This is a genomic window from Novosphingobium sp. PP1Y (genome assembly GCF_000253255.1).
In the GTDB taxonomy this organism is placed as follows: Bacteria; Pseudomonadota; Alphaproteobacteria; order Sphingomonadales; family Sphingomonadaceae; genus Novosphingobium.
This window is the reverse complement of record NC_015580.1, coordinates 1,133,203-1,159,528: the sequence shown is the minus strand read 5'-3', so window position 1 is coordinate 1,159,528 and position 26,326 is coordinate 1,133,203. Positions and strand designations below refer to the sequence as shown.

26 protein-coding genes are annotated in these 26,326 nt (G+C 64.3%); 9 read left to right on the top strand and 17 right to left on the bottom strand.

Annotation, left to right across the window (positions count from 1 at the left end; genetic code table 11):
- Positions 1–16: 16 nt before the first annotated feature.
- The 4 genes from PP1Y_RS11575 to PP1Y_RS11560 are packed head-to-tail and all read right to left on the bottom strand — an operon-like array spanning position 17 to position 4,017.
- The gene (locus tag PP1Y_RS11575) at positions 17–1,273 is read right to left on the bottom strand and encodes an MFS transporter (protein ID WP_013832402.1); all 1,257 of its coding nucleotides are present in this window, start codon (positions 1,271–1,273) and stop codon (positions 17–19) included.
- The gene (locus PP1Y_RS11570; protein WP_013832401.1) at positions 1,270–1,920 is read right to left on the bottom strand and encodes a cysteine hydrolase family protein; all 651 of its coding nucleotides are present in this window, start codon (positions 1,918–1,920) and stop codon (positions 1,270–1,272) included. The genes PP1Y_RS11575 and PP1Y_RS11570 overlap by 4 nt, the downstream gene beginning before the upstream one ends.
- Positions 1,913–3,037 carry an LLM class flavin-dependent oxidoreductase gene (locus tag PP1Y_RS11565; protein ID WP_013832400.1) on the bottom strand — a complete coding sequence of 375 codons (1,125 nt, stop codon included), beginning with the start codon at positions 3,035–3,037 and terminating at the stop codon, positions 1,913–1,915. Before PP1Y_RS11565 ends, PP1Y_RS11570 begins: the two co-directional genes overlap by 8 nt.
- Positions 3,038–3,075: 38 nt before the next feature.
- The gene (locus PP1Y_RS11560) at positions 3,076–4,017 is read right to left on the bottom strand and encodes a ribokinase (protein WP_041558803.1); all 942 of its coding nucleotides are present in this window, start codon (positions 4,015–4,017) and stop codon (positions 3,076–3,078) included.
- A gap of 172 nt (positions 4,018–4,189) precedes the next feature.
- On the opposite strand from PP1Y_RS11560, the gene PP1Y_RS11555 reads away from it, so the two are divergent.
- A complete protein-coding gene (locus PP1Y_RS11555; protein ID WP_013832398.1) occupies positions 4,190–5,020 on the top strand; it encodes an oxidoreductase in 831 nt (276 codons plus the stop codon).
- Positions 5,020–5,712 carry a cysteine hydrolase family protein gene (locus PP1Y_RS11550; RefSeq protein ID WP_007013620.1) on the top strand — a complete coding sequence of 231 codons (693 nt, stop codon included), beginning with the start codon at positions 5,020–5,022 and terminating at the stop codon, positions 5,710–5,712. The genes PP1Y_RS11555 and PP1Y_RS11550 overlap by 1 nt, the downstream gene beginning before the upstream one ends.
- A gap of 60 nt (positions 5,713–5,772) precedes the next feature.
- Here PP1Y_RS11550 and PP1Y_RS11545 read toward each other — a convergent pair whose 3' ends face one another.
- The 5 genes from PP1Y_RS11545 to PP1Y_RS11525 all read right to left on the bottom strand — a co-directional run bounded on the left by PP1Y_RS11545 (position 5,773) and on the right by PP1Y_RS11525 (position 9,836).
- Positions 5,773–6,867 (bottom strand): TauD/TfdA family dioxygenase, encoded by a 1,095-nt coding sequence (locus PP1Y_RS11545; protein ID WP_013832397.1) that lies wholly within the window; start codon positions 6,865–6,867, stop codon positions 5,773–5,775.
- A 113-nt stretch (positions 6,868–6,980) separates the two neighbouring features.
- Entirely contained in the window at positions 6,981–7,379 is a 399-nt protein-coding gene (locus PP1Y_RS24670; protein ID WP_013832396.1) for a VOC family protein, read from the bottom strand.
- 36 nt (positions 7,380–7,415) lie between these two features.
- Positions 7,416–8,054, bottom strand: coding sequence for an isochorismatase family protein (locus tag PP1Y_RS11535; protein WP_013832395.1), 639 nt, complete (start codon positions 8,052–8,054; stop codon positions 7,416–7,418).
- Positions 8,044–8,925 (bottom strand): oxaloacetate decarboxylase, encoded by an 882-nt coding sequence (locus tag PP1Y_RS11530; RefSeq protein ID WP_013832394.1) that lies wholly within the window; start codon positions 8,923–8,925, stop codon positions 8,044–8,046. Before PP1Y_RS11530 ends, PP1Y_RS11535 begins: the two co-directional genes overlap by 11 nt.
- A complete protein-coding gene (locus tag PP1Y_RS11525; protein ID WP_013832393.1) occupies positions 8,922–9,836 on the bottom strand; it encodes a polysaccharide deacetylase in 915 nt (304 codons plus the stop codon). Before PP1Y_RS11525 ends, PP1Y_RS11530 begins: the two co-directional genes overlap by 4 nt.
- A gap of 238 nt (positions 9,837–10,074) precedes the next feature.
- On the opposite strand from PP1Y_RS11525, the gene PP1Y_RS11520 reads away from it, so the two are divergent.
- On the top strand, positions 10,075–11,058 hold the full coding sequence (locus PP1Y_RS11520; RefSeq protein WP_013832392.1) for an alpha/beta fold hydrolase: 984 nt from the start codon (positions 10,075–10,077) through the stop codon (positions 11,056–11,058).
- Here the strand turns inward: PP1Y_RS11520 and PP1Y_RS11515 are convergent.
- Positions 11,045–11,344 (bottom strand): hypothetical protein, encoded by a 300-nt coding sequence (locus PP1Y_RS11515; protein ID WP_041558802.1) that lies wholly within the window; start codon positions 11,342–11,344, stop codon positions 11,045–11,047. The genes PP1Y_RS11520 and PP1Y_RS11515 overlap by 14 nt on opposite strands.
- Positions 11,341–12,384 (bottom strand): class I SAM-dependent methyltransferase, encoded by a 1,044-nt coding sequence (locus PP1Y_RS24665; protein WP_051010018.1) that lies wholly within the window; start codon positions 12,382–12,384, stop codon positions 11,341–11,343. Before PP1Y_RS24665 ends, PP1Y_RS11515 begins: the two co-directional genes overlap by 4 nt.
- A 200-nt stretch (positions 12,385–12,584) precedes the next feature.
- Here PP1Y_RS24665 and PP1Y_RS11505 point away from each other — a divergent pair, with 200 nt between their 5' ends.
- The 3 genes from PP1Y_RS11505 (at position 12,585) to PP1Y_RS24660 (ending at position 16,893) form a co-directional block, all read left to right on the top strand.
- The gene (locus PP1Y_RS11505; RefSeq protein WP_041558801.1) at positions 12,585–14,840 is read left to right on the top strand and encodes a TonB-dependent receptor; all 2,256 of its coding nucleotides are present in this window, start codon (positions 12,585–12,587) and stop codon (positions 14,838–14,840) included.
- A gap of 83 nt (positions 14,841–14,923) precedes the next feature.
- A complete protein-coding gene (locus PP1Y_RS11500; RefSeq protein WP_013832389.1) occupies positions 14,924–15,970 on the top strand; it encodes a DUF3089 domain-containing protein in 1,047 nt (348 codons plus the stop codon).
- Complete coding sequence (locus PP1Y_RS24660; protein WP_013832388.1) at positions 15,967–16,893, top strand: alpha/beta fold hydrolase; 927 nt, start codon at positions 15,967–15,969, stop codon at positions 16,891–16,893. Before PP1Y_RS11500 ends, PP1Y_RS24660 begins: the two co-directional genes overlap by 4 nt.
- A 3-nt stretch (positions 16,894–16,896) precedes the next feature.
- Here PP1Y_RS24660 and PP1Y_RS11490 read toward each other — a convergent pair whose 3' ends face one another.
- Positions 16,897–17,184: a DUF1330 domain-containing protein gene (locus PP1Y_RS11490; RefSeq protein ID WP_013832387.1), complete on the bottom strand. Its 288-nt coding sequence runs from the start codon at positions 17,182–17,184 to the stop codon at positions 16,897–16,899.
- Positions 17,185–17,350: 166 nt separating this feature from the next.
- Here PP1Y_RS11490 and PP1Y_RS11485 point away from each other — a divergent pair, with 166 nt between their 5' ends.
- The 3 genes from PP1Y_RS11485 to PP1Y_RS11475 all read left to right on the top strand — a co-directional run bounded on the left by PP1Y_RS11485 (position 17,351) and on the right by PP1Y_RS11475 (position 20,989).
- On the top strand, positions 17,351–18,814 hold the full coding sequence (locus tag PP1Y_RS11485; protein WP_051010017.1) for an aldehyde dehydrogenase family protein: 1,464 nt from the start codon (positions 17,351–17,353) through the stop codon (positions 18,812–18,814).
- Positions 18,815–18,921: 107 nt separating this feature from the next.
- Positions 18,922–19,710, top strand: coding sequence for an arylmalonate decarboxylase (locus PP1Y_RS11480; protein WP_232512632.1), 789 nt, complete (start codon positions 18,922–18,924; stop codon positions 19,708–19,710).
- A gap of 76 nt (positions 19,711–19,786) precedes the next feature.
- A complete protein-coding gene (locus tag PP1Y_RS11475; RefSeq protein WP_013832384.1) occupies positions 19,787–20,989 on the top strand; it encodes an NAD(P)/FAD-dependent oxidoreductase in 1,203 nt (400 codons plus the stop codon).
- 85 nt (positions 20,990–21,074) lie between these two features.
- On the opposite strand, the gene PP1Y_RS11470 is transcribed toward PP1Y_RS11475, so the two are convergent.
- From PP1Y_RS11470 to PP1Y_RS11450, 5 genes are read right to left on the bottom strand one after another with little or no spacing between them, the layout of a single operon-like run.
- Positions 21,075–21,875, bottom strand: coding sequence for an SDR family oxidoreductase (locus PP1Y_RS11470; protein WP_013832383.1), 801 nt, complete (start codon positions 21,873–21,875; stop codon positions 21,075–21,077).
- A gap of 24 nt (positions 21,876–21,899) precedes the next feature.
- Positions 21,900–23,387 carry an amidohydrolase family protein gene (locus PP1Y_RS11465; protein WP_013832382.1) on the bottom strand — a complete coding sequence of 496 codons (1,488 nt, stop codon included), beginning with the start codon at positions 23,385–23,387 and terminating at the stop codon, positions 21,900–21,902.
- Positions 23,384–24,781 carry an MFS transporter gene (locus tag PP1Y_RS11460; protein WP_013832381.1) on the bottom strand — a complete coding sequence of 466 codons (1,398 nt, stop codon included), beginning with the start codon at positions 24,779–24,781 and terminating at the stop codon, positions 23,384–23,386. The genes PP1Y_RS11465 and PP1Y_RS11460 overlap by 4 nt, the downstream gene beginning before the upstream one ends.
- 20 nt (positions 24,782–24,801) lie before the next feature.
- A complete protein-coding gene (locus PP1Y_RS11455; RefSeq protein ID WP_013832380.1) occupies positions 24,802–25,134 on the bottom strand; it encodes a hypothetical protein in 333 nt (110 codons plus the stop codon).
- Positions 25,131–26,303 carry a class I SAM-dependent methyltransferase gene (locus PP1Y_RS11450; protein WP_041558799.1) on the bottom strand — a complete coding sequence of 391 codons (1,173 nt, stop codon included), beginning with the start codon at positions 26,301–26,303 and terminating at the stop codon, positions 25,131–25,133. Before PP1Y_RS11450 ends, PP1Y_RS11455 begins: the two co-directional genes overlap by 4 nt.
- Positions 26,304–26,326 lie beyond the last annotated feature (23 nt).

The following is a 26,326-nucleotide window of genomic DNA, read 5'->3' as shown; positions in this document are numbered from 1 at the left end:
CTGGTTTCGTGCATGATCAGTGGCCCGCGACCATCAGGCCCTCGGTCGATTGCCCCGAGCGGATGTAGCGTGGCAGCAGGGTGAGCAGCAGCGCGCCTGCGACGAGCGCGCCGCCGACCCCGATGAGCGCGATGCGATAGGAATGCTGTGCATCGTAAACGGCATCGAGCAGGATCGGCGTCGTCCCCTGCGCCGCAATCACCGCCGAATACATCGCTCCAATGATAGAGCCGAAATGCCGCACGCCGAAATACCGGGCGATGAAGTAGGGCAAGGCGCCAAACTGTCCGCCCAGCCCGACCCCCAGCAACGCCCCGCCCAAGATCAGCTGCGGCATCCCCTGCCCGGTTTCGAGCATGACAAGACCGACGACCGCCATGAGGTACATCGGCACCGCTACCCGCGGGGTCTGGATTCGATCCATGATGCGCCCAGTGGCGATCTGCCAGCCCGAGGTGACGAGCGCGAAAACGCTGACGACCGCGGTCCCGGTAGCAACCGAGAAGCCGCGATCGCTCAGGATCGGGACGACATGGCTGAATACGGCCGTTGTCCCGCCTGCCCCGGCCGCCAGAGCGATGAGGACCAGCCAGAACGACGGCGTCTGCGCCGCCTCGCCAAGCGTCAGTCCGTCACGCTCCGGCGCTTGCTCAAGATTCCCGCCCGCGTTGCGATCGCGCAGCAGCAACCATAGGAGCGGGAAGGCGATCACCATCATGAAACCGCTGATACCCAGATATCCGGCGCGCCAGCCCCAGGCCTGAACCAGCACGGCGGCAAGGACCGGAAGAACTACCGAACCGAGCCCGCATCCGCCGCCAGCGCTTACGCCCAGCGCCGTGCCCCGGTTCTGCTCGAACCAGTCGGCGATCACTTTCTGGAAAATCGGCGTACCAGCCATAGCGCCGAAAACGGCAAGGACCGCGAAGGTGGCATAGAACCGGACCAGACTGCCGCCCGTGAATGACAGCGCCGCGATCGAGATCGCAAGCCCGAAGATCCCGCTAAGCAGCGTGCGCCGCGCTCCGTGCCGGTCGACATAACGCCCGATCATCGGATAGCTCACTGCGCCGACCAGAGCGAGCACCCCAAGCACTCCGGATATGCTCGCGCGGGCCCAGCCGAACTCCTCTGACAGCGGCACCAAGAACAGGCCGAAGACGGCATGGACCGCAGGTGTGACGCTGACGGAATTTCCAAGGGTGCAAGCGGCCAGGACGCCGGCTGGCGAGCCTATCGCGAACCCCTGTCCGCGCTGGCCGCCGCGGTTCAAGACCAGGCCTCCACCAGGTCACTGCAGGTCGTCAGCAAGGCCAGGTTCTTCTGCATCACCTTGAGCGAGGCGATGTGCAGATCCGGCTCATAGGCGGCGCAGGCGTCCGAAACGACGAAAACGTTGTAACCGCGATGAAATGCCCCCCGTGCAGTGGAATCGACGCAGCATTCGGTAGTGACGCCGGTCATCACCAGGGTTTCGATCCCTCGCACCTTGAGCTGGTCGTCAAAGTCGGTCCCGTGGAAACTGTCGAACAGCAATTTCTCGATCTCGATATCCCCGGCTTCGGGATACAACCGATAATAATCGGCGCCCGGGTGATCGGCGCGGCAGATCGCCTCGCCTCCGGCACTGCCCCGGCGGGCCATCAAGGTCTTCAAAGCGGTTGAATCGGTCTCGGGCCGGGTTACCACGCGCATGAAGGCGACCGTCACACCCGCCTTGCGCGCCGCAGCGATCAGGGCCTCGATCCGGTCGATAACCATTTCGATCGGTTCCAGGTCGACCCCGAACGTGCCGGCCAGTCCGTCAGCTGCGGCAAAGTCTTTCTGGATGTCCACCACGACGAGCGCCGTGCTCGCCGGGGGCAGCATCACCTCGAGATTCCCCGCAGCGACATGCGGCAGGTCGAGCACTTCAGCCATGACTCCCGACCTTCACCTTGCCGGGAAATCGCTCACGCAGGACGGGCAGCACCTCCTGGCCGAATTTGGGAATGCCGGTCATGTAATCGGGGAAGATCAGCATGAGACCATCGGTCTGCGACACTTCGAAAAGTTCGGTCAGCCGGTCGATCACGGTCTGCGACGAACCCGCGACATGCGCGGACATGAAACTGGAGCGGGCCTTTTTGGTGAAGGCGTTTTCCTTGCCGATCTCGGCATCGAGGAAGCCGTAAGCGCGCATCATGCCGTGCATTGCGCCCTCATCGAAGCCCGCGGCATAATGCCTGGCGGTCGCTTCGGCTTCCTCATCGGTATCGGCTAGCAGGACCGTCATCATCGAATAGGTGCGCACATACCGACCCATCGCCGCTGCGTCCGCCTTGGCCGCGTGGCTCGCTTCGGCAAGTTCTTCCGGATTGCCGCCGCTCAGGAAGATCGCGTCCATCTCCTCGGACGTGAAATGCATGCCTTTTTTCGAAGAGCCGGCGCAGACGAGAAAGGGCCGCCTTTCCGGCTTGGGCCAGGATTCGCAGTCATCGAGCTGGAAATACTTGCCGTCCATCGTCACCGAGTCCTCGCGCCAGAGGCGCTTGATCGCGGTGACCCATTCCTTGGCGAGATCGTAGCGACCGTCATGGTCGACACCTTCAGGCCATGCCCCCATCTGCGCGAACTCCCCCTTGTAGGAGCCGGTGACGACGTTGAGGCCGCTGCGGCCCTTCGACACCTGGTCGAGCGTGGCCATCATCTTGGCGACGACCGCCGGGTTCTGCAGGATCGTGTGGACCGTGGTCCAGACCTTTACCTTGCTTGTCACCTCCGCCAGCGCGGCCATTAGCACGACCGGATCGAGCGAGCTGTTCCAGTGATGCGTCTCACCGCCGTAACCGCGGAATTTCGACATCGACATGATGAAGTCCAGCCCAGCCTCCTCGGCGAGGATGGCGCAGTTGCGGTTGTAGGCATAGGAGCCATCGAGTTCGGGCTTGTTCTTAGAGAGGATCCACCCGCCATTCGCGATCGGCAGGAAAATGCCGAGGTCCTTGCCGCCGCTGTCGGACGGAATATCGAAGGGCGTGGGCTCGAACTGTGTCATACTCAAGGACTCCCGATCCGCGTCTGGTCGATGTTGGATCAGCTTAGGGAAGCGGCCGCCGGGTTCTTGATTGGCAGCGCATGTTCTGTTGCCGAACCGGAAAGCAGGTCGAACACCGCCCCGCGCGCAGGCATCGAAGGGACCGCGCCGCGGCCGAGAGTGCACAGGGCCGCCGCCGCGCTGGCGATGGGCAAGGCTTCTTCGAGGCGCCTGCCTTCATCGAGCAGCGCCGCCAGTGCGCCGCAGAAGCAGTCGCCCGCGCCGATGGTGTCGACGGAAATGACCGGCACGGCCGGAATGTGGCGATACGAATCCCGCCGTATCGCAAGCGCGCCGTTGGCCCCCAGCGTAACGACGATCGCCTGATCTGCCCGCGCCAGCAAATCCCGGGCCCGCGCAACGATTCCTTCGTGCGAGGGCGGCTCTCCCGTCGACGGGACGTAGACACCCAGCTCATGCTCGTTAAGGACGAGAATATCGACAAGATCGAACAGACAGCGCGCTTCGAGCAGGGCGGGTGCCGTGTTGAGAATGCGGACCGCCCGAGACTGCGCGAAGACCGGCGCCAGGGCGGCAACCGGCACTTCCAGTTGTGAAAGCAGGACACCTTCTTCCACCGGCGCAGGTGCCTTGAGCCTCGCATTGGCGCCCGAGACGACGATGATCTGGTTCTCGCCCTCGGCATCCACAGCGATATAGGCGGTTCCGGTCTCTTCGCCGGGAACGACTTCGACACCGGAAATATCGATGCCTTCCGCCGCCAGCCGGTCTTTCATCCAGCGCCCGGCATCGCCTTCACCCACAGCCCCGATCATGCGCGTGGCCGCACCCATGCGGGCGGCCGCCACGGCCTGGTTCGCGCCCTTCCCCCCGGGCAGACGCGCGGTCGCCCCGGCCAGAACCGTCTCGCCCGGAATGGGCAGGCGTTCGAGCGATGTAATGATGTCGATGTTGATCGAACCGACGATGTGAACAGCCAAGTCTGCGCCCCGTCTTTTTTGCATGTGCTGCGAAGGTGCAGCATGGGACCTGCCACCGGTCAAGCGCGAGGAGCCCGCGTGCGCCCAGGCACAAGATTTGCGGTCGCCAGCGCAAAGAGCGCGACTCCTGCGGGCCATTAGGTTCCTCATCTGCAACAGGAAGGTGACGACGATGACGAATTGGCTGATCACGGGAATCGGTGGCGGTCTGGGCCGGGAACTCGCCAGGGCGGCGCTTGCCCGCGGAGACACTGTAGTGGGCACCAGCCGCAGGGCCGAGGACGCTGAATTCACCAGCTTCGCTCCGGACCGCGCCCACCTGCTGTGCATCGACCTGCGCGACGAGGCTTCGGTGCGTGAAGCCGTGGCCCGCGCCGAGGCGCTGACTGGCGGGATCGACCGTCTCGTGAACAACGCCGGCTATGGATTGATCGGCGCCATCGAGGAAGTGTCCATCGATGAAGCCCGCGACCTGTTCGAGATCAATGTCTTCGGCGCCATGCGCATGATCCAGGCCATGCTGCCGCACATGCGCGGCCGGCGCGCAGGGCATGTGGTCAACATCACATCGGTCAGCGGCCATGCGCCCTGGGCAGGCACGGCCATCTACGGCGCGAGCAAGTATGCGCTCGAATGCCTGGGCCAGACGCTGGCGCAGGAAGTCGCCCCGAAGAACATTCGCGTCACCAATGTCGCCCCGGGCGGCATGCGCACCGAATTTGCCGCATCGGGCCTGCGCATCGCCGGCGCGGACATTGCCGACTACGACGAGGTTGCCCACTTCGCGCGGCGCAGCCTTACCGAGAATGCCGGCAAGGAAAAAGGCGATCCCCGGCGCGCGGCGGCGGCGATCCTCGAAGCGCTGGATGCGCCCGAGCCGCCGCTGCACCTTTTCCTGGGCGAAGACGCCTTGCACTATACGACCGATCAGCACGCCTTCGTCGCCGCGCAGATCAGGGACTGGGAAAAGCTTTCGCTTTCGATCGCCTTCGAGGAAGCCTGATGCACAGGATAGAACTGCCCGACTGGGCAGTTGAGCGCGGGCGCGGGTACAATAGTTTCGACGCGATCGACCCGGAGCGCACGGCGCTTGTGGTGATCGACATGCAAACAGCTTTCGTTGCCGAGGAAGGTGTGTTCGGCAAGGAAAGCGCCCGCGCCATCGTCGAGCCGATCAATACCCTGGTGCGCGCCATGCGCGACGCCGGAGCCTGCGTAATCTGGACGCGCCAGACTGTGAGCGATGCACCGCACCTGGCCGTGCCCGCCTGGCAGTACGACCTCGCCGACCCGTTCGTCGCCCGGGCAGTGGCGTCGCTGCGCAGCGGTACCGCTGCTCATGAAATATATCCACCGATGGCCTGCGGACGCGACGACCTGGTCCTGGACAAGTTTCGTTACGGTGCCTTCTCATGCCCTGCCGGCGCCCTTGCCCGGGTTCTGCACATGCGCGGGATCGAACTCATCGTCCTTGTCGGCACGCTCACCAATGTCTGCGTCGAATCCACCGCCCGAGAGGCCAACATGCGCGGGCACAAGGTGATCGTGGTCGCGGATGCCTGCGCTGCCGCCACCGACGCCGAGCACAACGCCGCACTGCTCAACCTGCGTCTGAACTTCGCCGACGTGCAATGGACACGGGACATCCTGGCCTTGTTGCAGGAGCCCGATCGGCATCTCCCGCTCCTTGGGTAGGCGGCGCCGGTTCCGTGCCGAACCGACGCCGCCATCTCCCAATCCACAGGTGCCGTACGCTCAGGAAAGCAGGCGCGGCACCGCCACGGAAAATATGTCGAAATGCCCGTCCGGGTGCTCCTCGGCTCCACCGCGAGGGGCTGCTCGGTGTTGGACGACGCCATTCTTGCCGAACCCTGGAACCACTGGCCGCCCGGCGTCGCGGCTCAGCCAGAGGCGCAGAAGGTGGCGCTTGCGCTGCGGCTCGGGCCAGTCCCGGAAGGTCGTCCGGGCGTGAAGCGCTGCATAGTTCGACAGCCACTGGATATCGCCTGGCCGGAAGTCCATCGCGATCGCCATGCCTTCCTCGTAAGTGATCTTGTCGAAGAGCTCGAGTACCTCGATCTGTTCGGGCGTCAGCTTGGGTACGCCATCGTATTCCTGCGCAGTGAGGATGTAGAGCGAGCCTGCGTACATGGAGAACACGCCATCGACGAGACTGACGATGGGCGAGGTATAGGTGTCCGCCGGCGCATTGTGGTCCTGGCGCCGCCAGTCCCAATGGAACGGCTCGAGCAGCAGAGGCGCAAGATCGGGTCGGCGCTCGAGAATCTCGTTGTAGATCTGCGCGCCCGAGACCAGACAGGACAGCCCGCCCTCCTTGGCCGGGCGCAGGCACATCAGCGCCACGATGTCCGAACTGTCGGAGTGATAGACGAGCTTGTCGCGCACCTTCGATGACAGCGCGGTCGGATCGTCCATGGTCTTGTCCGAAGTCGCATAGACATGGTCGATCAGGTCGCCCATCTCGTTCTGGCGTATCGGATCGCCCATGTGCAGGCCGAGGATGTAGTAAATCGCGCTCGAAAGCGCGTCGGAATAGAGCTGGGTTCGCAGGCCCCGCACCAGGACGAAGCCGCGGCCGTAATCGACATCGCCACCCCATTCCTTCACCGCGTCGGCGCAGGCTACAAGCGGGTAGTCCTCGGCCCTGACCGTGCGCAGGTCCGGATTTTCAGCCAGGAAGCGCGCACCGAGAATTTCCAGCTCGTCCACCTGCGCATCCGACAGCATGTAGATCCACTCGCCGCTCTGCTCCAGCGCATCGCCGCGCCAGGCCGCGGCGGTCGTGACCGGGGGGACGGCCTCCAGCGATGTGGTAGGGTTGCTGGCCATGCGCTATTCCTTTGCTCCGCACTTCATGACTGATCCGGCTAGCTTAGAGCGGCGCGGTTGCGTCGACTTGTCGCGTCATGTCCGAAAGGTTTTCCCGACACGTACAAGTCGGCTCAGTCGCTTTCGAGGAATTCCAGCACGTTGTCCGCCCTGTCACGGATGAACAGGCCGCGCCCGAAGCGCTCGCCCACTTCCAGCACGATCTCGACGCCGCGCGCGACGAGATTGGCGCGAAAGCCCTCGTAGTCGTCAACCGTGAAAGCGACATGCTTGTTGCCCAGCGTCTGCAGGTCCTTGCGCGGATCGAGGCGGGCGGGAGACATAGGTTGGGGATCGGCAACCTGGAACAGCTCGATCCGCAAGCCGTCGCGTTCGAGGAACATGGCCTTCGTACCGCCCGGGATCGCAAAGCGCCTCTCCACGCGAAAGTCGAGAACTTCCACGTACCATCGCGCGGCCGCTTCGATGTCGGCCACCGACATCGCCCCGTGATGAAAGCCCAATCGCGCCATGCCCTGCCCAATCGTGTCCTGACCGCTCGCGCCCGGTCAGGCCAATGCGGCGCGAATGACGTCCAGCGCCGTCTCGGCGTCGATGACCTCACCGATCTTGGCGCGGATATCGAACAGGTTGCCTTCGTGCGGGCGCGGATCGCGGTCGGCGCAGGCATCGGCAACCACGAGCGGCACGAAACCGTGGCACAGCGCATCTAGAGCGCTGGCCCTCACGCACCCCGAAGTCGAATAGCCGCCGATCAGCAGGGTATCGATGCCCTCCGCCACCAGCATGGGCGCGAGTGCGGTGCCGAAGAAAGCGGAAGGATAGAACTTGGTGATCACGCGGTCGCCGGGCCTTGGAGTCAATTCCTCGGGAAAGGCGCCCAGCGGCGAGCCGGCCATGAAATTGCGCAGCCCCGGCACCTTGCGGAAGAACATGCCGCCTTCCTTGCCGTCGACATATTCGACATTGGTCAGGATCACCGGCACCCCGGCCGCTCGAGCGGCGTCAGCCAGACGGACCGCCTGCGCCAGCGCTGCCTCGCCCTGCGCATAGAGCGGCGATTGCGGATCGAGATAGGCCATGACCATGTCGACCAGCAGCAGGGCTGGACGCTTGCCGGGTTCCAGGCCGCCGCCAAAACCGGCCCCCACGTAGTCGTTGTCGAGATCGGATTTCTCAGCAGCCATATTTCGCCCCTTGAGCCAGCAGCGATTGTGCGCCGGTCAGTTCGTTCAGATCATGAAGCATGCCGGTCTCCTCGCGCAAGCCAGTGCTGGAGCGTGCCGCGGCAAGTCCGGCGAGCCAACGCGGCGCGCCGGTCACGAGCCCGCCGAGCAACAGCATCGGATGCAAGGCGACGGCTATTCCAAGCCTTTCCAGGCACTCTTCGTCATCGGTCGGCGTTACCCCGCCCGCGACGAGATTGTGCACCAGCGGCACACGCCCAGCAAGGCGGGCGGCAATGTCCTCCAGTTCCTGCATGGTGCGGGGACCTTCGATGAAGACAGCATCCGCGCCTTCGGCCAGGAAACTCTCGGCGCGTTCCATTGCCGAGGCGAAGCCTTCGACGCCCAGTGCGTCGGTACGGGCAAAGACCAGCATGTCGACGCGCGCATCGAGTGCAGCGCGAATGCGGCCCAATGCCTCGTCATGGGGCACGACCTGTTTGCCGGCCATGTGCCCGCAGCGCTTGGGAAAGGTTTGGTCCTCGACTTGCACGGCGCTCGCCCCTGCCCGTTCCAGCATGCGCACGAAACGCTGCAGCGTCAGCGCATTGCCGAAACCGGTGTCGCCATCGACGAGCAGCGGCAGATCGCTGGCATCGCGCATCAGCGCCACCGTATCGACGACCCTGTCGGCCGGAACGAGACCGAGGTCGGCTCGACCCAGCGCCGCCATCGACAACGCTGCGCCGGAAAGAAAGCCGGCTTCGCAACCGGCCTTCTCGATCAGCAGCAGGGACAGCGCATCCCAGCATCCGGGCATCGAAACGAGCCCGCACTGCGCACGATCCGCAAGACGCTCGCGCAGCCGGACAACATGCCCGGGCGCACTCATCCCAGTTGGCCGGGAATGTGGCTTTCGTGGTTGGCGAGATACCACTCGGCGATTTCTTCGCGGGTCGCCCACCAGACGCCGGGCAGCGACTTCGCATGTTCGATGAATTCGCGCAGGGCCCGCACGCGATGCGCGCGCCCGGATACGTGGGGATGCAGGCCGACGTTCATGATCCGCCCGGTCTTCTCACCCTCGGCATGGAGCACGTCGAGTTCCTCGATCAAGGCATCGCGGAACTGGTCGGTGGTGAAGTTCTTGCGGGTTATGAAGGTGAAGTCGTTGATTTCATTAGAATATGGAACCGAAACGATCGGCCCGTTGGGCGTGCGCAGCAGCGAAGGCTGATCGTCGTTCATGATGTCGCAGTAGAACGTGCAGCCTTCGCCGGCGAGGATATCGGCAGTCTGCATCGTGCCGCGCAGACTGGAGGAGAGCCAGCCCTTGGCCTTGCGACCGGTGAACTTCTCATACTGTTCGAGCGAGCGCAGGACGACCTGGCGCTCCTTCTCGGGATCGCTTGCAAAGCCGGTGAGCAGCTCTCCCTGTTCCCAGTTGTGCGCCAGCAGTTCCCAGCCACGCTCCAGCACCGCGTCGGTCATCGCCTTGCGGCGCTCGAAAGTCACGGCATTGGTCGTGCAGCTTGCCGGTACGCCAAGTTCGTCGAACAGCTCGAACAGGCGCCAGATGCCGACACGCTGACCGTATTCGCGCCACGTATAGTTGGGAAAGTCGGCGACATTGCCGGGCAGGATATCGGGCAGGATTGCCGGTCCGCCTGCATAATAGGGCTTGTCCGTATCCTTCACGAGATCCCAGGTTTCGAGATTGAAAGTGAGGATCAGGGCAACCCGCGCGCCGTTCGGCCACTTGAGTGGCTTGCGATGCGGCAGGGGGACGTAATCGTATTCCATTACAAGGATCTCCAGGCGTTCTTCTACGCGCCGAGCGAAGTGCGCTCCCACAAGCTCCGGACTAATTCGCTACCCTGCCCCCGGCCTAGCGCGATCGGGCAGGGTGATCGCCTGTCGAACAATGCAGGTCATCGGGGCGTTGCGACGGGTCCTTCACGCGTTATCTGCGGATCGCGGTGCCACCGGAACCACGAGCGCCGCAAGGAAGAAAGGCTAATCAATGGCTCGGCACGTTTCAATGGCATCGCACTTCCATGCAGCCCTGGCGCTTGCGACGGCACCGCTTGCCGCCACGAGCGCGACGGCGGCCGATATACCCTCGAATCCTACCGCGCAGATCGTATCGCGAGATCCGGTGACCATACCGCAGGGACCTGACGGACGCGCCCTCGTCATGCGGATTACCGTTCCGGAGAAAGGCAACGACCTGCCCGTCCTCATCCTGAGCCACGGCAACCTGCTCAATCGGTCGGACTATCGTCCGCTCGTCGAATTCCTTGCGCGAGACGGCTGGATCGTCATCCAGCCCGACCACCCGGACGCGTCGCAGGACGGCTTCCCGCCTGCACCCTATCCTTCCGACACCTGGCGCATTCGGCTCGACCAGGTCGACTGGATCGCCACGCACCTGGGCGCAGTCCTTTCGCGCGTGCCCGGTCTTGCCGCGCGCGCCGACATGAAGCGGCTTGCACTGCTCGGCCACAGCTTCGGCGGGCACACGGCCGCACTGGCAATGGGCGCACGGGTAGAAGACGCCGGCCAGCCTTCACCGACCGGCAGATTCAAGGCTGCCGTCCTGCTGTCGGCTCCCGGAAACTGGGAGGGGCTGACGCCGCAGTGGCAGAAGCGCGGTCCTTATCTCAAGGTCGACTGGTCACAACTGCGCGGCCCCGGCCTGATGATCAACGGCACAAACGACATGGCCGCACTGACCGATCTTGGACCGCAATGGCACGATGACGGCTATCGCCTCTCTGCGCCGGATGCGGACTTGTGCCTGATGCATATCGAAGGTGCCGGGCACTATCTGGGGGGGATCGACTCAGTCCTGCGCCCACCCCAGGGCGACGCGACGCCCGAGCGACGCAAGACCGTCCTGACAGCAGTGGCCGCCTTCCTCGACAGCCGGACCGGCCGCAGAACCGACGCAGCCAGTCGCTGGCTGGCGATCCGGTCCGGCCTGACCTGCAAACTCCAGGCGGAATCGATCAGCCGGCCCTGAGCGCCACCAGGATATTGTCGACGACCTGCTGCCGGCGCCGGGCCAACCGCTCTTCAGTAGCCGCATCGGGTTGATAGGCGTCGATATCCTCTGAAGTGATGCCGTGACGGGCCAACAAGGCCTCGGTCACGATCTGGCGGTCGCACACGACCCATAGCTCACGGGCGAGAGCGATTACCGCTTCGGCCACGTCATCGATGCGCTCGGGGGGTAGAATCTGTCGCTCTGCGGTCAGATCCCGACCGGTCGCTGCAGCGGCGGACTGCGTGGAAATCTGCTCGGTCATACGGGCTTGCGTCCATAGATGATGTAGGGGTCACGCCCCGGATTGGGCTGCCAGCCCCTGACGTCGACGAAGCCGGCCGCGCGGGCCATGGGCTCCATGTCCAGCTTGGCAGTGGAGCGCCAGAAGGGCTCGCCTCCCCAACGCGCCAGCCAGTCGAAACGCCAGGCGGTCATGCGGTCGAGACTCTGGGTCCGCGCGACGTCGGCCATGATCATGTCGCCGCCCGGTTCCAGCACGCGAAATGCCTCGGCAAAGATCGCCTCGATCGCCTTGACCGGCATCTCGTGGTGAATGGCATAGGCGGTCACGAGGTCGAAGCTGGCATCGGCGAACATCGGCATCGTCTCGCCGACGCCTGTGTGCAGGTCCCAGGAAAGGCCCTTTTCATTGGCAACGCGCTGCGCCTGCTCCAGCATCCGCAGCGAGGGATCGATGCCGGTCAATCGGGCATCCGGAAAGACCTCCGCAATCGCAACCGAATGATGGCCCGACGAGGTGCCGATCTCGAGAATACGGCGATAATCGGCGCGTGGCAGGCTTTTCAGAACGGCCCGGCGGTTACCGTAGATGTCGCCCGGAAAGATCTTCGATACGTACTTCTTGTGGACCAGCTCGCCGTGGATGAAACCGTTCCACGGCCCGGCATCCCAGCCTCCCCGCGTGCGGTGGAACCACGTCTGCGACCAATAGCGCGGCGCGTCGACGTCGTGGACGGTGATCGTCGTCCCGCCTTCGCGAAGCTGCTCGAGCGCGGGCACGATGCTCCCGGAAATCTCCTCGAATGCCTGCTCCGCGGCGCGGCCGTGCTGCTTGGCGCACCATTCGCCCAGCAGCGCACGCGCCTGGTACGCCGTGGAACCGGCCAGCGCGCTGTCGATCACCCGGTGCCGTTCTTCCATGTCCTCGGGCAGACCCTGCGCGTCGAGGCCCGCATCGGCCAGTTCGCCTTCGACTGTCTGCTGCAGGCGCGAAGCCGCCAATCGGGTAGTCACTTCGAAATCCATCATGGCACGGCCGCGTTGGCCGAGGTCGAACTGCATGAGTCGCTTCTCCTTTGCGCCTGCATTTCAATGCCACGCCGTAAGCCCTTGTGCCATCTCGCGTTCCCGGCGCTATCCGCTCTGCGACAAGACTCGATCGAACCCGTATGGCGCGCCGCAGCCTTGTGACAGCAATGTCTGCAACGCGAACAACGCCGAGCCTTGCTGAGCATTCGGCCAATTTAGGGATGGAAACTTAGATGAAGAATTTCTGGCTTGCTGGTTCCTCGATCGGACTTGCCCTCATGGCCACCCTTGCCGCACCTGCCATGGCTCAGACCGCAGCATCGGCCGGGGCTTCCACGGGTGCCGACAACGACGTCATGGGAGGCGACATCGTCGTCACCGCCCGCAAGCGCGAGGAAACGATCCAGTCGATCCCCGCCGCGGTCAGCGCCGTCACGCAGGAAACCCTGACCCGCGCCGGCGCCCAGTCGCTCGACGACGTCGCCCGCCTCACACCGGGCCTGACCTTCAACTCGGGCAATGCCGGCGGCCTCGCCGCCCCGACGATGCGCGGCATCACCAACATCACCTCAACCACCTTCGACAACAACGTCGGCGTGTTTCTCGACGGCGTCTACATGTCGTCCAAGTCGAACCTCGACATCGACTTGTACAACCTTGCCCGGGTCGAGGTGATCAAGGGCCCGCAAAGTGCGCTTTACGGCAACAACGCCTTTGCCGGCGCGATCAACTACGTTCTCGACCGGCCCAAGGACTACCTGACCGGCCAGATCAAGGCATCGGTCGGCACCGACAGTCTCTATGAAGTGGCGGGCAAGATCTCCGTCCCGATCACCAGGTCGCTCAGCATCATGGGCGTCGGCACCTATTCGCACTTCGGCGGCACCATCAAGAACGTGCAAGGTTCGAACCTGGGTGGCTGGGACCACAAGATCTCGGCCTCGGGCATGATCGACTACCACCCAGAATCCGATTTTTCCGCCTCGCTGTTCTACTACCACTATGAGGACGAGCTCGACGGCGGCGCGAACTACATGTTCACCAACGACTGCGGCGGCACGATCTCCCCGACGATCCTGCCCAATCGCGGCGGCAGCACACTTCGCTTCAAGTGCGGCACGCTGCAGGCTCCCGACGAGGTCGACGTCGATTCCGCGTCCTACTCGAAGCGCAAGACCAACCTTGTGATCGGACGCATGGCCTACGAATTCGGGCCGGTCACGCTGCGCTACACCGGATCCTATGCCAAGTACGATACGATCGCGCTGCAGGACCAGCACCTCAACAGCTACGGCGGCACGCTCTCTTCGGCGCAGCGCCGCTTTACCCGCCCCTTCGTCGGACCGGTTCGCGAATGGAGCAGCGAAGTCCGGCTCGAATCCTACGACAACGCATTCCTCGACTGGGCGGCAGGCGGCTACTACTATGACCGCGCGGCGAACCAGACCGTCGTCGTCGGCAACAGCCCCGAGCAAGTGAGCCGGTCGCTCGACCTCAACAACGACGAAAATGCGACGATGAAATCGGTCTTCGGGCTCGTGAACTTCAAGTTCACCCCGACCTTCAACATCGAAACGCAGGGACGGTGGACCTGGGAAGACAAGGACGCGGTCCTTACCAACAACCTGACCGGCCTTGTCCGCACCCCCAAGGCAGACTTCTCCTACGGCACCTACCGCGTAACCGCGAACTGGGAATGGAACCCCGACCGCATGCTCTACGCGGTCGTCGCCAGCGGCACCAAGTCCGGCGGGTTCAACAACACCTCGGTCTTGTCCGAACAGTCGTACGGCCCCGAGAAGAATACCTCCTTCGAAATCGGTTCCAAGAACACGTTCCTGGGCGGTCGCGTGATCATGAACGTTGCAGCCTACTACGTCGACTGGAACGATCTGCAGATCTCGGTCCCTTCCTCGGTCACCGGCCAGACCAACCCTGTCACCAACATCGGATCGGCTACCGTCAAGGGTTTCGAGTTCTCGACCGCGGTCAAGCCGTCTCCGAACTGGGACGTCAGCTTCGGCTACAACTACGCGGATTCCACCTGGGATGACGGCACGATCGATTACAGCTCCTCGCGAATCTGCCCGACCGCGGCGGACTGCGGCCTGACCCCGGCAGGGTCCGGCATCGACGTGGGCGGCTTCCAGATCCCGCGCACATCGAAGCACCAGTTCTCGGCGGCAACCAACTACACCATTCCGCTCGCGACCTCGGAGCTCTACCTGCACGCAGACATGTCCTATCGCTCGGAGCAGGCGACCAACGCGATCGCCTTGCAGAAGGTCCCGCAGCAGACCCTCGTCAATGCCCGCATCGGCTGGATCAAGGACGGATACGAGCTTTCGGTCTTTGCCAAGAACCTGTTCGACAAGAACTACATCGTTTCGTCGATCAACGAACCGGAGTTCTTCCCCTCGACCACCTTCACGACCGGTTTCGTCGGCAATGGCCGCGTGATCGGCGCCACTGTCGAGGCCAAGTTCTGATCGCCATGCCCAGCGATCACGCGAATACCGGGGGGCAGGCGCAAGCTTGCCCCCTTCCCTTGCGAGGGGCAAGGTCCGGGGCGATGAGACACCTTCTGTCAACGCTCCTGACCTTGCCGCTTGCGGCATCGGCGCTGGCGGCCTGCACGGCAACGGGCGCGTCAACCGAACCTTTCCGACTTGCCGCGCAGGCAGCCGACAGCGACGCCGGTCCGCCGCCGGACTACGCCCTGGCATCCAGCTGGGCCGCACGGGAAACAAAGTCCGCCGCGCGCGATGCCGACGTCTTCTATATTCATCCCACGACGTTCCAGTCCCGGGACTGGAACCAGAAGATGGACGACAAAGCCACGCGCGCGTGGACTGTGCAAAGCGTGGCCCAGCGCCAACTCAATGCGTTTGCCGCCTGCTGCCGGCTTTTCATGCCGTTCTATCGGCAGGCTTCGAGCCGCGCCTTCATAGAGCGCGACGGGCGCGGGGCGCAGGCTTACGACTTTGCCTATCGTGACGTGCGCCAGGCATTCCGGAACTACATTGCAAAGCTGGGCAAGGGGCGCCCCTTCATCATCGCAGGACATAGCCAGGGCGCCCTGCTCGGCCTCAGGCTGCTCAAGGAAGAGATCGCCGGTACGCCTCTCGCAGATCGGCTGGTCGCCGCCTATCTGCCGGGCATCGGCATTCCCAAGGGCACGCTTCCATCCGATGTTCCCCCTTGTACCTCACCGGGACAGACAAGGTGCGTGGCATCATGGAACGGCTTCAGCGAAAGCGCCGAAACCACCGCGTGGAAACAGCGCTCTGTTGCCGACTATGGCGCCTCCGGACAGGACCCCGCTCTCGTCTGTACCAATCCCATGACTTTCGACGCAACCCTGCCCGCGGCCGGGTTTGCGGACGGCAAAGGCATGCTGCCGGTTGCACAAAAGGATCGGCCCGCCGCGCCCCTTGTTCATCGCGCCGTGGCGGCACGCTGCGTCGATGGGATACTGCGAGTCCGCACGGCATCGACTGTGGAAGCGCAGCCGCTACCCAACGGCAGCCTGCACATGCATGACATCGCCCTGTTCTGGGCCGACATTTCAGCGAACGCGGCACTACGCGCACAGCGCTGGCAAGAGGATCACCGATGACGTCTTTCGCCTCCCTGCCCCGCCGCGCCCTGCTCGGTGCCGCGGCCTCGTTGCCGCTGCTGACGGGAACCCTGCGCCCAGCCGCGGCAAGTGTAGCTCCACGCCCGATCGACGGTCCGTGGACCGAAAGCGGCACCCTCGCGCGTGCGGGAGGCGTGCTGGCCTGGCATGCGCTCGGCCCAAAGGACGGGGAGCCGGTAATCCTGCTGCACAAACTCGGGGGCTGGGCGGCGGACTGGCGCGGCGTCGCACCGCGGCTCGGCCCGGACAAGCGGGTCATTGCCTTCGATCTGCCAGGCCACGGCGATTCGGCCATGAACGGACTCCCCCCCTATGTTCAGACGGTCCCAGAAACGGCGACCATGCTGCTGGCCGCGCTCGATGAACTGGGCATCGCGCGGGCCAGCTTCGCCGGCAACTCGCTGGGTGGGGTCATCTCGACCGAAATTGCGGCGCTCTGGCCCGAGCGCGTGAACAAGCTGGTGCTGGCCAGCGTCAGCCTGTTTCCCGGCTACGATCGCGCCCGCCTTGCCGAACTGGAGGCCCATCGCGATCCGAAGGTCTATACTGCCGATTGGCGACCGGTAGCCCGCGCGACCGGCGGAGCGGGCGATTTTGCAACGCTCGACCCGCAAGTCGAGGTCGAGCAGGACGCAAGCCGCGCCCGGGCCGATCGCTGGATACGGCCGAGCGAGCGTGGGGTCGGCCTGTTCAACACCCAGGCGGCACTGGCCCGCACGATCGCGCCGCTGCTGTTCATCTACGGCGACCGCGGGCACTACGTGAAGTACATCGAGACCGGCATGAATCTGCGCGGCGATGCCGAAGTGATCGAGCTGCCGCAGACCGGTTCCTTCGTCCATCAGGAACGGCCCGTCGAAGTTGCCGCCGCCATGCGCAGCTTTCTCGACGCGCCGCTTTGAGAATCAGGCCACCAGCCTGATCGTGAAGTGCCCCGCCCGCTCGCGCATCGGCGCCAGAGCGCGATATTCCGGCGAGGTGATGTAGGCGCGCGCGGCTTCGGCATCAGCAAAGCCGAGTGCGACCACGATTTCGCCCTCGATGGCGTCGCCCTCCAGGACCTCGCGCACTCCTCCGCGTACCAGCATTTCGCCGCCGAGTCTGGCATTCACCTGGCCCACGGCCGCCCTGTATTCGCCAAATGACTGGCTGTCGGTGATAGTGACCGTCGTGAGAATAAAGGCGCCGTGCATTCGCTGTCTCCCGGGATTGTGATGACCGAGGGCTAGCAGCGAATTCAAGGCAGGCCGCCTGCCCGGCACGCCTCTGCTCACCCTGCGATAAGTCCCTCCTCGCGCCAGCGCTTGGACGACCGGCCCCGTGCTAGCGCGCTCGCGTCACCACCCAAAGGACCGGACGATGATGCAGGAAGCCGAAACGATCTACAGCGAAGTACCGCAGGACGTCCCGAGCTGGCTCGCCGGACTGGGCCTGGAGCAGACGATTGCCAATCGCGATGTTGCATCGCCGTACAGGGACGTGGTGCATCCGGCCAGTGGCGCGATCATCGGCCAGTGCCCCGAAGCGCAAGTCAGCGATGTCGATGCGGCCGTCACCGCCGCCAGGGAAGCATTCCCCGGCTGGGCCGCTCTCGACTGGCAGGAACGCCGCACCCGGCTCGAAGCATTTGCCGATGCGCTGTGGGACAACCGCAAGTCGCTTGCCTTCATCGTCGCAGCGGAGACCGGGCGCCCGCTACGCCGCGCCTGGAGCGAAGTGTTCTTCTCTGTCGACTATGTACGGACGATCGCCGCACAGGACCTGCCCGAGATCGTCTACGACCGCGCGGGCCTGAAGGCACGCCTCGTCCATCGTCCGCTCGGCGTTGCCGGCGCTATCGCGCCGTGGAACGCACCGGTCATCCTTGCTGTCGCCAAGATCGCCAACGCCTTGCTGGCGGGCGATACGATCGTGCTGCGCCCTGCCCCGCAGACCCCGCTCTCGGCGCTCTACATGGGCCAGCTCGCGCGCGGGATCTTCCCGGCCGGCGTCTACAACACGATCACCGGCGATGCATCGGCGGGGGCGGCGATGACCTCGCACCCCGGCATCGCCAAGATCTCCTTCACCGGATCGACCACGACCGGGCGCGTAATCGCCGCAGCAGCCGCACCGACGCTCAAGAAGCTGACGCTCGAGCTGGGCGGCAACGACGCAGCGATCGTCCTGGACGATGCCGATGCCGACGAGCTGGCGGCTTGGACCTATCGCATCGCGCTGGAAAATGCCGGGCAGTTCTGCGCCGCGATCAAGCGCCTCTACGTGCACGAGAGTCTCTATGACGCGGTGCGCGACAAGCTGCTCGCCTTGATGGCGGGCGCAAGCGCGGGAAGTCCCTTCGCTGCCGAGACGACGATGGCCCCCTTGCAGAGCCAGGCCCAGCTCGCCCGCGTCGAAGGATTCGCGCGCGATGCCGCGGAACGGGGCTGCACGGTCCACCAGACTGCATTCGCGCCCGGCACCGCCGGCTACTTCCTCGCCCCCACGCTGGTGGAGGGCTGCAGCGCCGGAATGCCGCTGGTCGACGAGGAGCAGTTCGGGCCGGTCCTGCCGATCATGCCCTTTACCGACGAAGATGCCGTACTGCGTGAAGCCAACTCGTGCGAATACGGCTTGGGGGGGTCGGTCTGGAGCCGGGACGTCGATCGCGCGCTGGCACTTGCGGCCCGGCTCGAATGCGGAACGGCGTGGGTCAACCAGCACGGCGCCTATTCGGCATCCCTGCCGCTCCCATTTGCGAAGCAATCGGGCATCGGCATGGACTATTCGCACTTCGGAGTTCTTGAGCACTCACGCGCTATGCTGCTCAACGCGCGGCTGTGAAGGCCGCGCAAACATTCTCACCAGACGAACAACCCGCCCACTTCACCTCGCCCGAAGCGAGGACTGAACATAATCTGAAACCATCGAACGCAGGAGCCGGGCTCGCAATGACCATGGAACAGACAGCAGTGACCAAGTCCGCGGAACGCGGGCCCGACAATCTAGGCTTTCGGCGCCTGTTCGGCGTTCTGGGCCCCTCCACCAACACGACCGTGCAGCCCGACTTCGACGCAATGCGTCCCTATGGCGTGACCAACCATTACAGCCGCATCATCGTCGATGATGCGCAGGCGGTATCCGATGAGACTTTCATGGCCGGGACCATGGAAATCGACGCCAACACCGCCGACGCGGTGCGCGGTGTGCTGACCTGCCACCCGGACTATCTGGTCATGGGCATGTCCGCGGTCACATTCTACGGCGGCGCCGAAGGCGGGCGCAAATGGCGCGAGCAGATCGAGGCCATCTCGGGCCTCGGCGTATCGACCGGTGCCGAGGCCGTCGTTGCCGCGCTGAAGGCCTATGGCAACATACGAAGGGTCGCGGTCATCTCCCCCTACTGGCCAAGCGCCAATGCGCAGGTGAAGACCTACCTTGCCGACCACGGTTACGAAGTGGTCCGCGACCTGCCGCTGCAATGCCGTTCCTGGACGCAGATCGCGCAGGTCACGCCGGAACGGCTGCGCGAAGGTTTCCATTCGCTGGAGGGCGACGATGTCGAAGCGCTGATCCAGGTCGGCACGAACCTCTCGACCGTCGCCTTCGCCGCCGCTGCCGAACTTTGGCTCGGCAAGCCGGTCATTGCCATCAACACGGCCACCTACTGGCACGCCCTGCGCGCCAACGGGATCGCCGACCGCATGCCCGGATTCGGACGCCTGCTTACCGATTTCTGATCCATTGCCCACGCGTCCGCCAGATTCCGAACGGGCGCGGGAGCGAACCGCTTTCCCTCCCAACAACAGGAAAAACATGTCTTCCATTCGCAGGACCCAGGTTGTCGTCGCCGGTGGTGGCCCGGTCGGTAGCGTTGCTGCCGCCTACCTCGCCAAGCATGGCATCGACGTCGTTCTGGCCGAGACCGGCGCCGATTGCGCGCAAGACTTGCGCGCCAGTACCTTCCACCCGCCGACGCTGGAAATGCTCGACGAGCTGGACGTCACCCCCGCACTTATAGAGATGGGCCTGAAAGCACCCGTCTACCATTGGCGCGACCGACGCAGCGGTGAGATCCTGCCCTTCGACCTGAGCGAGATTTCCGACGTCACGCGCTACCCCTTCCGCATCCAGTGCGAGCAGTATCACCTCGCCCGGATGCTGACCGAACGACTGGCCAAACTCGATCGTGCGCAAGTCCTGTTCAACCACCGCGTCGTCCACTTCAAGCAGGACGAAACCGGCGTCGATGTCGACCTGGAAAGCCCTTTCGGGATCGAGACGATCCGCGCCGACTACCTGATCGGTGCCGACGGCGCGAGTTCGATCGTGCGCAAGTGGCTGGGCACCGAATTCGACGGTTTCACTTATCCCGAACGCTTCCTCACGCTCAGCACCACCTGGCCGATCGAAGAGGCGATGAAGGGTCTGGCCTACGTGAACTACGTGTCCGATCCAGAGGAATGGCTCGTCCTGCTGCGCGTTCCCTCGGTGTGGCGCGTGCTCGTTCCCGCGCATGAGGAAAGCGAGGACTACCTGCGTTCGGACGAGAAGAAGAACGCTGTATTCGACGGCATCATGGGCGACGGCGCGGCGGTGGAAACCCAGCACCGCACCATCTATCGGGTCCACCAGCGCGTCGCCAAGCAGTTCCGGCATGGCCGGGTATTGCTGATGGGCGATTCCGCGCACCTCAACAATCCACTGGGCGGCTTCGGCATGAACAGCGGCATCCACGATGCCTTCAACGCCTGCAGCAAGCTGGTCGAAATCATCAAGGACGGGGCGCCGGACAAGCTCCTCGATCTCTACGACCGCCAGCGCCGCAAGGTCACGTTCGACTTCACCCAGCGCCAGACCATGGACAACATGGAAGCCATGCGCGCAACGCAGGACGAGAACCATCGCAAGCGCGAGGCGGCGATGCGCGCCCTGCTCGAAGACGACGAGAAGCGACGCGCATACCTGCTGCGACAGGCGATGTTCGAAAGTCTCGATCAGGCCGCGGCGATCGTCTGATCGCGCATGCGACGATGCGGATGCCACAAGGATTGAAAAGGGAGGGCCCGGTGCCCTCCCTTTTTTCGTTCCTGCACAATCCCCGCTAGATGGCGCCGCGATAGGCGGAAAGGATGTCGCGTGGTGGGACCTGCGCCTGCCTTCGGGCGATCTTGTCAGGGGTCAGCCATGAGAGAATCGCGCCGTTGTCCTGTCCGGCCTCGAGCGCCTCGCGCACCCACCGCGCAATGGTCTCCGGATGATCGCCGATAACATTGACCACCGCCTCGCGCGCAGCGCGGTTGGCTTGCGGTACGCGGGCGTGTTCCCGAAAGAAGCCCTCTGTCATCACGAGGCCCGGGCTTAAGCCGCCGACGCCGTAGCACTGCCCCTCGGCTTCCGCCGCAAGCGCGCGGGTCATGAATGCAAGCGCCGCCTTGCTGGCAGCATATCCGTTCATGCCGGGCACGGGCTGTCCATCCCATCCCGCGCCCAGCATGTTCCAGATCTCGCCAAGGCCCTGCGCGCGCATGCCGGCGATCGCGACGCGGCAGGCGTTCATCGTGCCGAGCACGTTGATCTCGATCATCCGCGCGAAATCGTGGCCATCGATGTCGGACAACGGCCGGCCGGTCAGCGCGAGGCCGGCATTGTTGATCCACCAGTCGATCCTGCCCGCTTCGCCCGAAACCTTGTCCCACAGCGCCTGCACCTGCGCTTCCTGCGTGATGTCGCAGGCAATCATGCGCAATTGCCCCGAGCCGACGGCTTGTGCGCCTGTGTCGACGACATGAGGGCTGCAGCCGAAAACCCTGTGACCGGCTTCGGCAAGATCGAGGGCGATGGCTCGGCCCAGGCCCTGCCCTGCCCCGGTGACCACGGCGACGCGTCCCTGGCTTTCAGTCATGTCCTTGAAAACTCCTTTCGCGGCTCAGCGATAGATCCAGCCGCGATATTCCCGTCCGGCGACGCGCTGCGGCAGGAAACGATCCAGATCGGCCTCGCGGGCGATGGCGGACAGCGCCCGCGAGGCATTGGCGATCACTTCTTCTTCGTCCCAGCGGGTCGAACGGCCATTCTCGATCAGCTTCTCGCCGGCGACGAAGACTGAGTGGACCTGGCTCGCATGACCGCCCCAGACCAGCGAACCGAGCAGCCGGCGCCCCTCCCACGTCGGCGCGATATCGGCACGCGCGACATCGAGCATGACCGCATCGGCGGCCTTACCCACTTCAAGCGAGCCGCACTCGCTTTCCATCAGCAACGCCCTCGCGCTGCCCAGCGTAGCCATCTCGATGACGGTTTCTGCATTGAGCCAATGGCAATGCTCGGGTCTCTCGCGGCCCTGCGCGGCCTGCGCCTTCACGGCAATGTTCTGTCCAAGGATCGCATGGCGCATGTTCTCGAACGGGTCCTGACTGTCGCTCACCAGCGGCGCATCCGTGCCCAGGCCCGGCAGTATCCCGGCGCTGAGAAAGTCGTGCAGGGGAACGCCCTGCCCATCGAAGAAGCGCAGCGTCGGAACCACCGCAATCCGGGCATCATGCTCGGCGAGGATCGCATATTCGTGGGGCAGCAGGTTCACGCCCTTGCCGGCGTAGATCGGACCGTGATCGAGCAGGCCATGCCTGCGGTACCAATCGACCTGCCCGCCTTCGAACCCCTGACTGCGCAGCAAGGCGCCGCGGCTGTTGTCGGTCATGTCCACGCCGAAGGGTATGCCAAGCGCCAGCGCGCCCTCATGAATACGGCGCATGTCTTCAGGATCGGAACGGAAGCTGTAATTGACGAAGCTTGCGCCCACACTCACCCGGTCACTGGCGAAATGCCGCAGGCGTTCGACTTCGCAAAGCCCCTCCTCGACAGTCTCGCGACCTGACTCGGGGATGCGATCGTCGACGATGCAGCGGAACAGAAGGCCGCGCATGCCGCTCTCGGCAATGGCCTGCCAGCTGCCCTCGACACTGTCCTTGCGGACATTGGTGAAATGCTCGTCATGCGTGGCCGTGTAGCCTGACTTGAGCATCTCCAGCGCGTGGAGGCGCACCAGCGCGTGAGTGCGCTCGGCATCCATGCGCCCGCTCGCAGCGAAAAGCTGTTCAAGCAGGCTGCGCACGGCCTTCGGGATATCGAGGACCGGCCAGCGATCGTCGTTGTAGCCGCGAAAGGCGTTCTGGATGAGGTGATTGTGGCCGTTGCCCATGCCGGGCATGACAACCATGCCCCCGGCGTCGATCGCCTCGCGCGCCTTCGGCATAGCCTCGCCCATCGCCCCGACCGCCACGATCCGACCATCGCGGAAAGCCAGGAATCCCCGTGTATAAACCGTGCGCTGCGGATCGAGCGTCACGAGGTAGGCATCACGGATTAGCGTATCCGCGATGCCTACCTGCGGCTGGGGGCCGGTAGTCTCGATCACCCGTCCTTCTCGGCCTGCGCGAACTTCTTCTCGTCAAGGTCGTAGAAGCTGAGCGCGAAGATGCTGCAGACAAGGAAGGCGAAGGGAATGAACGAAGCGAGCCAGTAGATCGCCGTAATCGCCGAGGCCGGCTGCGCCTGACCGGCGGCATTCTGGATGTAGCCGGTCTGGCCGAGCACGATCCCGGTCAGGGCCGCGCCCAGGGCATAGGCCAGCTTCTCGACGAGGGTATAGACGGCCGCGAGCATGCCTTCGCGGCGCATGCCGGTGCGGCGATAGTCCCATTCCATGGTATCGGGCAGCAGCGACTGGCCGAACAGCAGCACGGCGCCGCCCATGCCGCCCAGCGCCACCGCGCGCAGATAGACCATCGAAAGCGGCTCGTCCGCACCGACGAAATACCAGCTGAGATAGATCGCGCCGTATAGCAGCGTGCCGGCCATGTAGATGTTGCGTTTGCCGCGCAGCTTGGCGAGCCTGACCCAGATCGGCTGAACAAGGATCATCGTGCCGTAGAAGACCAGGAAGTAGATGCCCATCTTCGCATCGCCCAGCTTGAGCACGCGCTGGAAGAGGAAGGGCATGGCCGCCTGCGTGACGGCCAGCGCCATCAACTGCAACAGTTTCACCAGAAGCAGGATGATGAAGGGCCGGTTCCCCGCGAGAGAACGGATCTTCTCGCTCCAGCTCGCCTTCACTGCGGGGCTGAAGTGGAACGCCGCACTGCGGGTCCCGATGAAGCAAGCGAGCGATGCGCAGAGCACCACCACGGCGAGGAACACGGACAGGACAGTGTGGCCCGGGCGCCCGCCTCCCGCGAGGCTCATCAGTTCCGGGCCGACGAACACGGCCAGCAGCGAGGCTACGGCAACGGCGGAGACGCGGAAGGATATCAGGCGCGAGCGTTCGTGGAACGAGGACGTCATTTCGGCTGGCATCGCCATGTATGGCACGCTGAACATGGCGTATCCGGTCGCATAGACCAGCAGGGCAATGACGAAGAAGGTGACCGAAAGCGTTCCACCGCCCGCCGGAATATTGAACAGTGCCAGCGCAGCGATAGCCAGCAGGATTCCGCCCGCCAGAAGGAACGGGCGACGGCGGCCCATGCTGGAACGGGTGCGGTCGCTAGCCGCGCCGACGACCGGATCGATAAAGGCATCATAAAGCTTGGACGCGGCGATCAGGCCTCCGGCGAGAGCGGCGCTGATCCCGGCATAGTCGACGACATAGCGAAGCAGCAGGACATTGACCGAATTGAACAGCGCAGCGACTGCCACCGTCCCCAGTCCCCAGGCAATGCAGGTCTTGACCGGGAGCGTGGTCGGCAGGTCCGACGTGGCGGCCTCCGACGTGTCCGGGGCAGTTTCAACAGTGGCAGTCGATACGGTCACGCAATAAGTCTCCGAGCCTGTCAGTTTGCCGCAGAGCGGACGGATACGGGCACTTCAAGGCCCGCTCGTTCTAGAATTTCCGGCACTGAACGATGCGTGGCCGCAATCGGTGCGCCGGCCACGAGCCGGGCGAAGCGCTCACGCTCGGCGGTGATGGCCGCGGCGAGTTCGCCGGTGGGGACGAATTCGTCGATGTCTTCACGCGTCACGGATCCCTTCGTCTCGAGCAGGTACTCGGTCACGATCTGGCGGTCGCGCATGACCCACACTTCGGAGAACAGCGCCATGAGCATGCGCGCGACGTCGGTCACGCTTTCCGGTCCCAGGTAGTCCTTGCCGGTCGGTTCCATCATGCTGCCTCCGCTTGTGCTTGTGCGCCGGGCTTCATCGCCCGCGTGATCCAGGGGTATTGATCCCGACCGATGGCATAGGATTCGACGTTCACGAAGCCGGCTTCGGCCAGCATCTCATCAAGGCTGTCATGCAGCACGGCCGAAAAGAAGGGCTCCTCGCGATTGTCAGTATCCCAGTCAAGGATGACCGCATGGAAAATCGATACGGCGCGGAACGGCGGCGGATCGGAGATGACGATGTCCGCGCCCGGCTTCATGATGCGGAACATCTCGCGGAACATCTCGCGATTGGCCTTGGGCGGCAGTTCGTGATGCAGGGCGTAAGTGATCACGCCATCGTAGCTCTCGTCCGCCTCTCCGGTGTCACTGGCGCAGTCGGCCAGCTTGAGGTGCACCGGAAAGCCGAAGCGCGAGGCCATCTTCTGGCCATTCTTCAGCAGCAGCGGCGAGAGGTCCGCGCCGTGCAGTTCAGCCTCGGGGAATACCGAATTGACCGCCTTGAGCGTGGAGACACCCCCACAACCCGGTTCGAAGATGCGCCCGTAACTGTCCTTGGGGAACTGCTTGATCGTGTTGACGCGCTGGCTGGTGATGTCATCGCCAATACCCACGGCAGCATAACCGCCGAGGCTGAACACATAAGGGCCTACGCCATAGGCGAAAAGCGCGCCGTAGAGATCGTATCCATCCCAACCGCCCGGCTCGAGGTGCCATTCGATACGGTCATAATACTTGGGAACCGGCACCGACGCATTGAGGTCGAGCGTTCCGAGCAATTCGGTCTCGGCCTGGGCAGCGTTGAACGCCTCGAACTTCTCGCGCCGTTCCTCGATCGCAGGGATACCGCGATTGAAGTTCTCTTCGGCCACGTAACGCTGGAAGAAGCGCTCGAGCCGATACACCGGATCGGACTCGCAGACCTTCCTCGCCTCGGCAATCCGCTCGCGCGGGGACAGTTCGGGTTCTTCCGCCTGATGATCCGCGGCCAGTTCCTTACCCCGCTGCGAGGCATCGAAATTCTCCGCCGCGATCGGCCGAAGCACGCCCGACGAGAATTTCTGCAGGGCGCCCAGCACCTGCATTCCCGCCCGGCCGCGCTGCGAGAGCGTGAAGGTCGGCACGGAGCCGGCCTTCAGCGTCTTGTCGTCGAGGTTGGTGAGAAAGGTCATGCGAGTTCTCTCCTGTCTTTCTT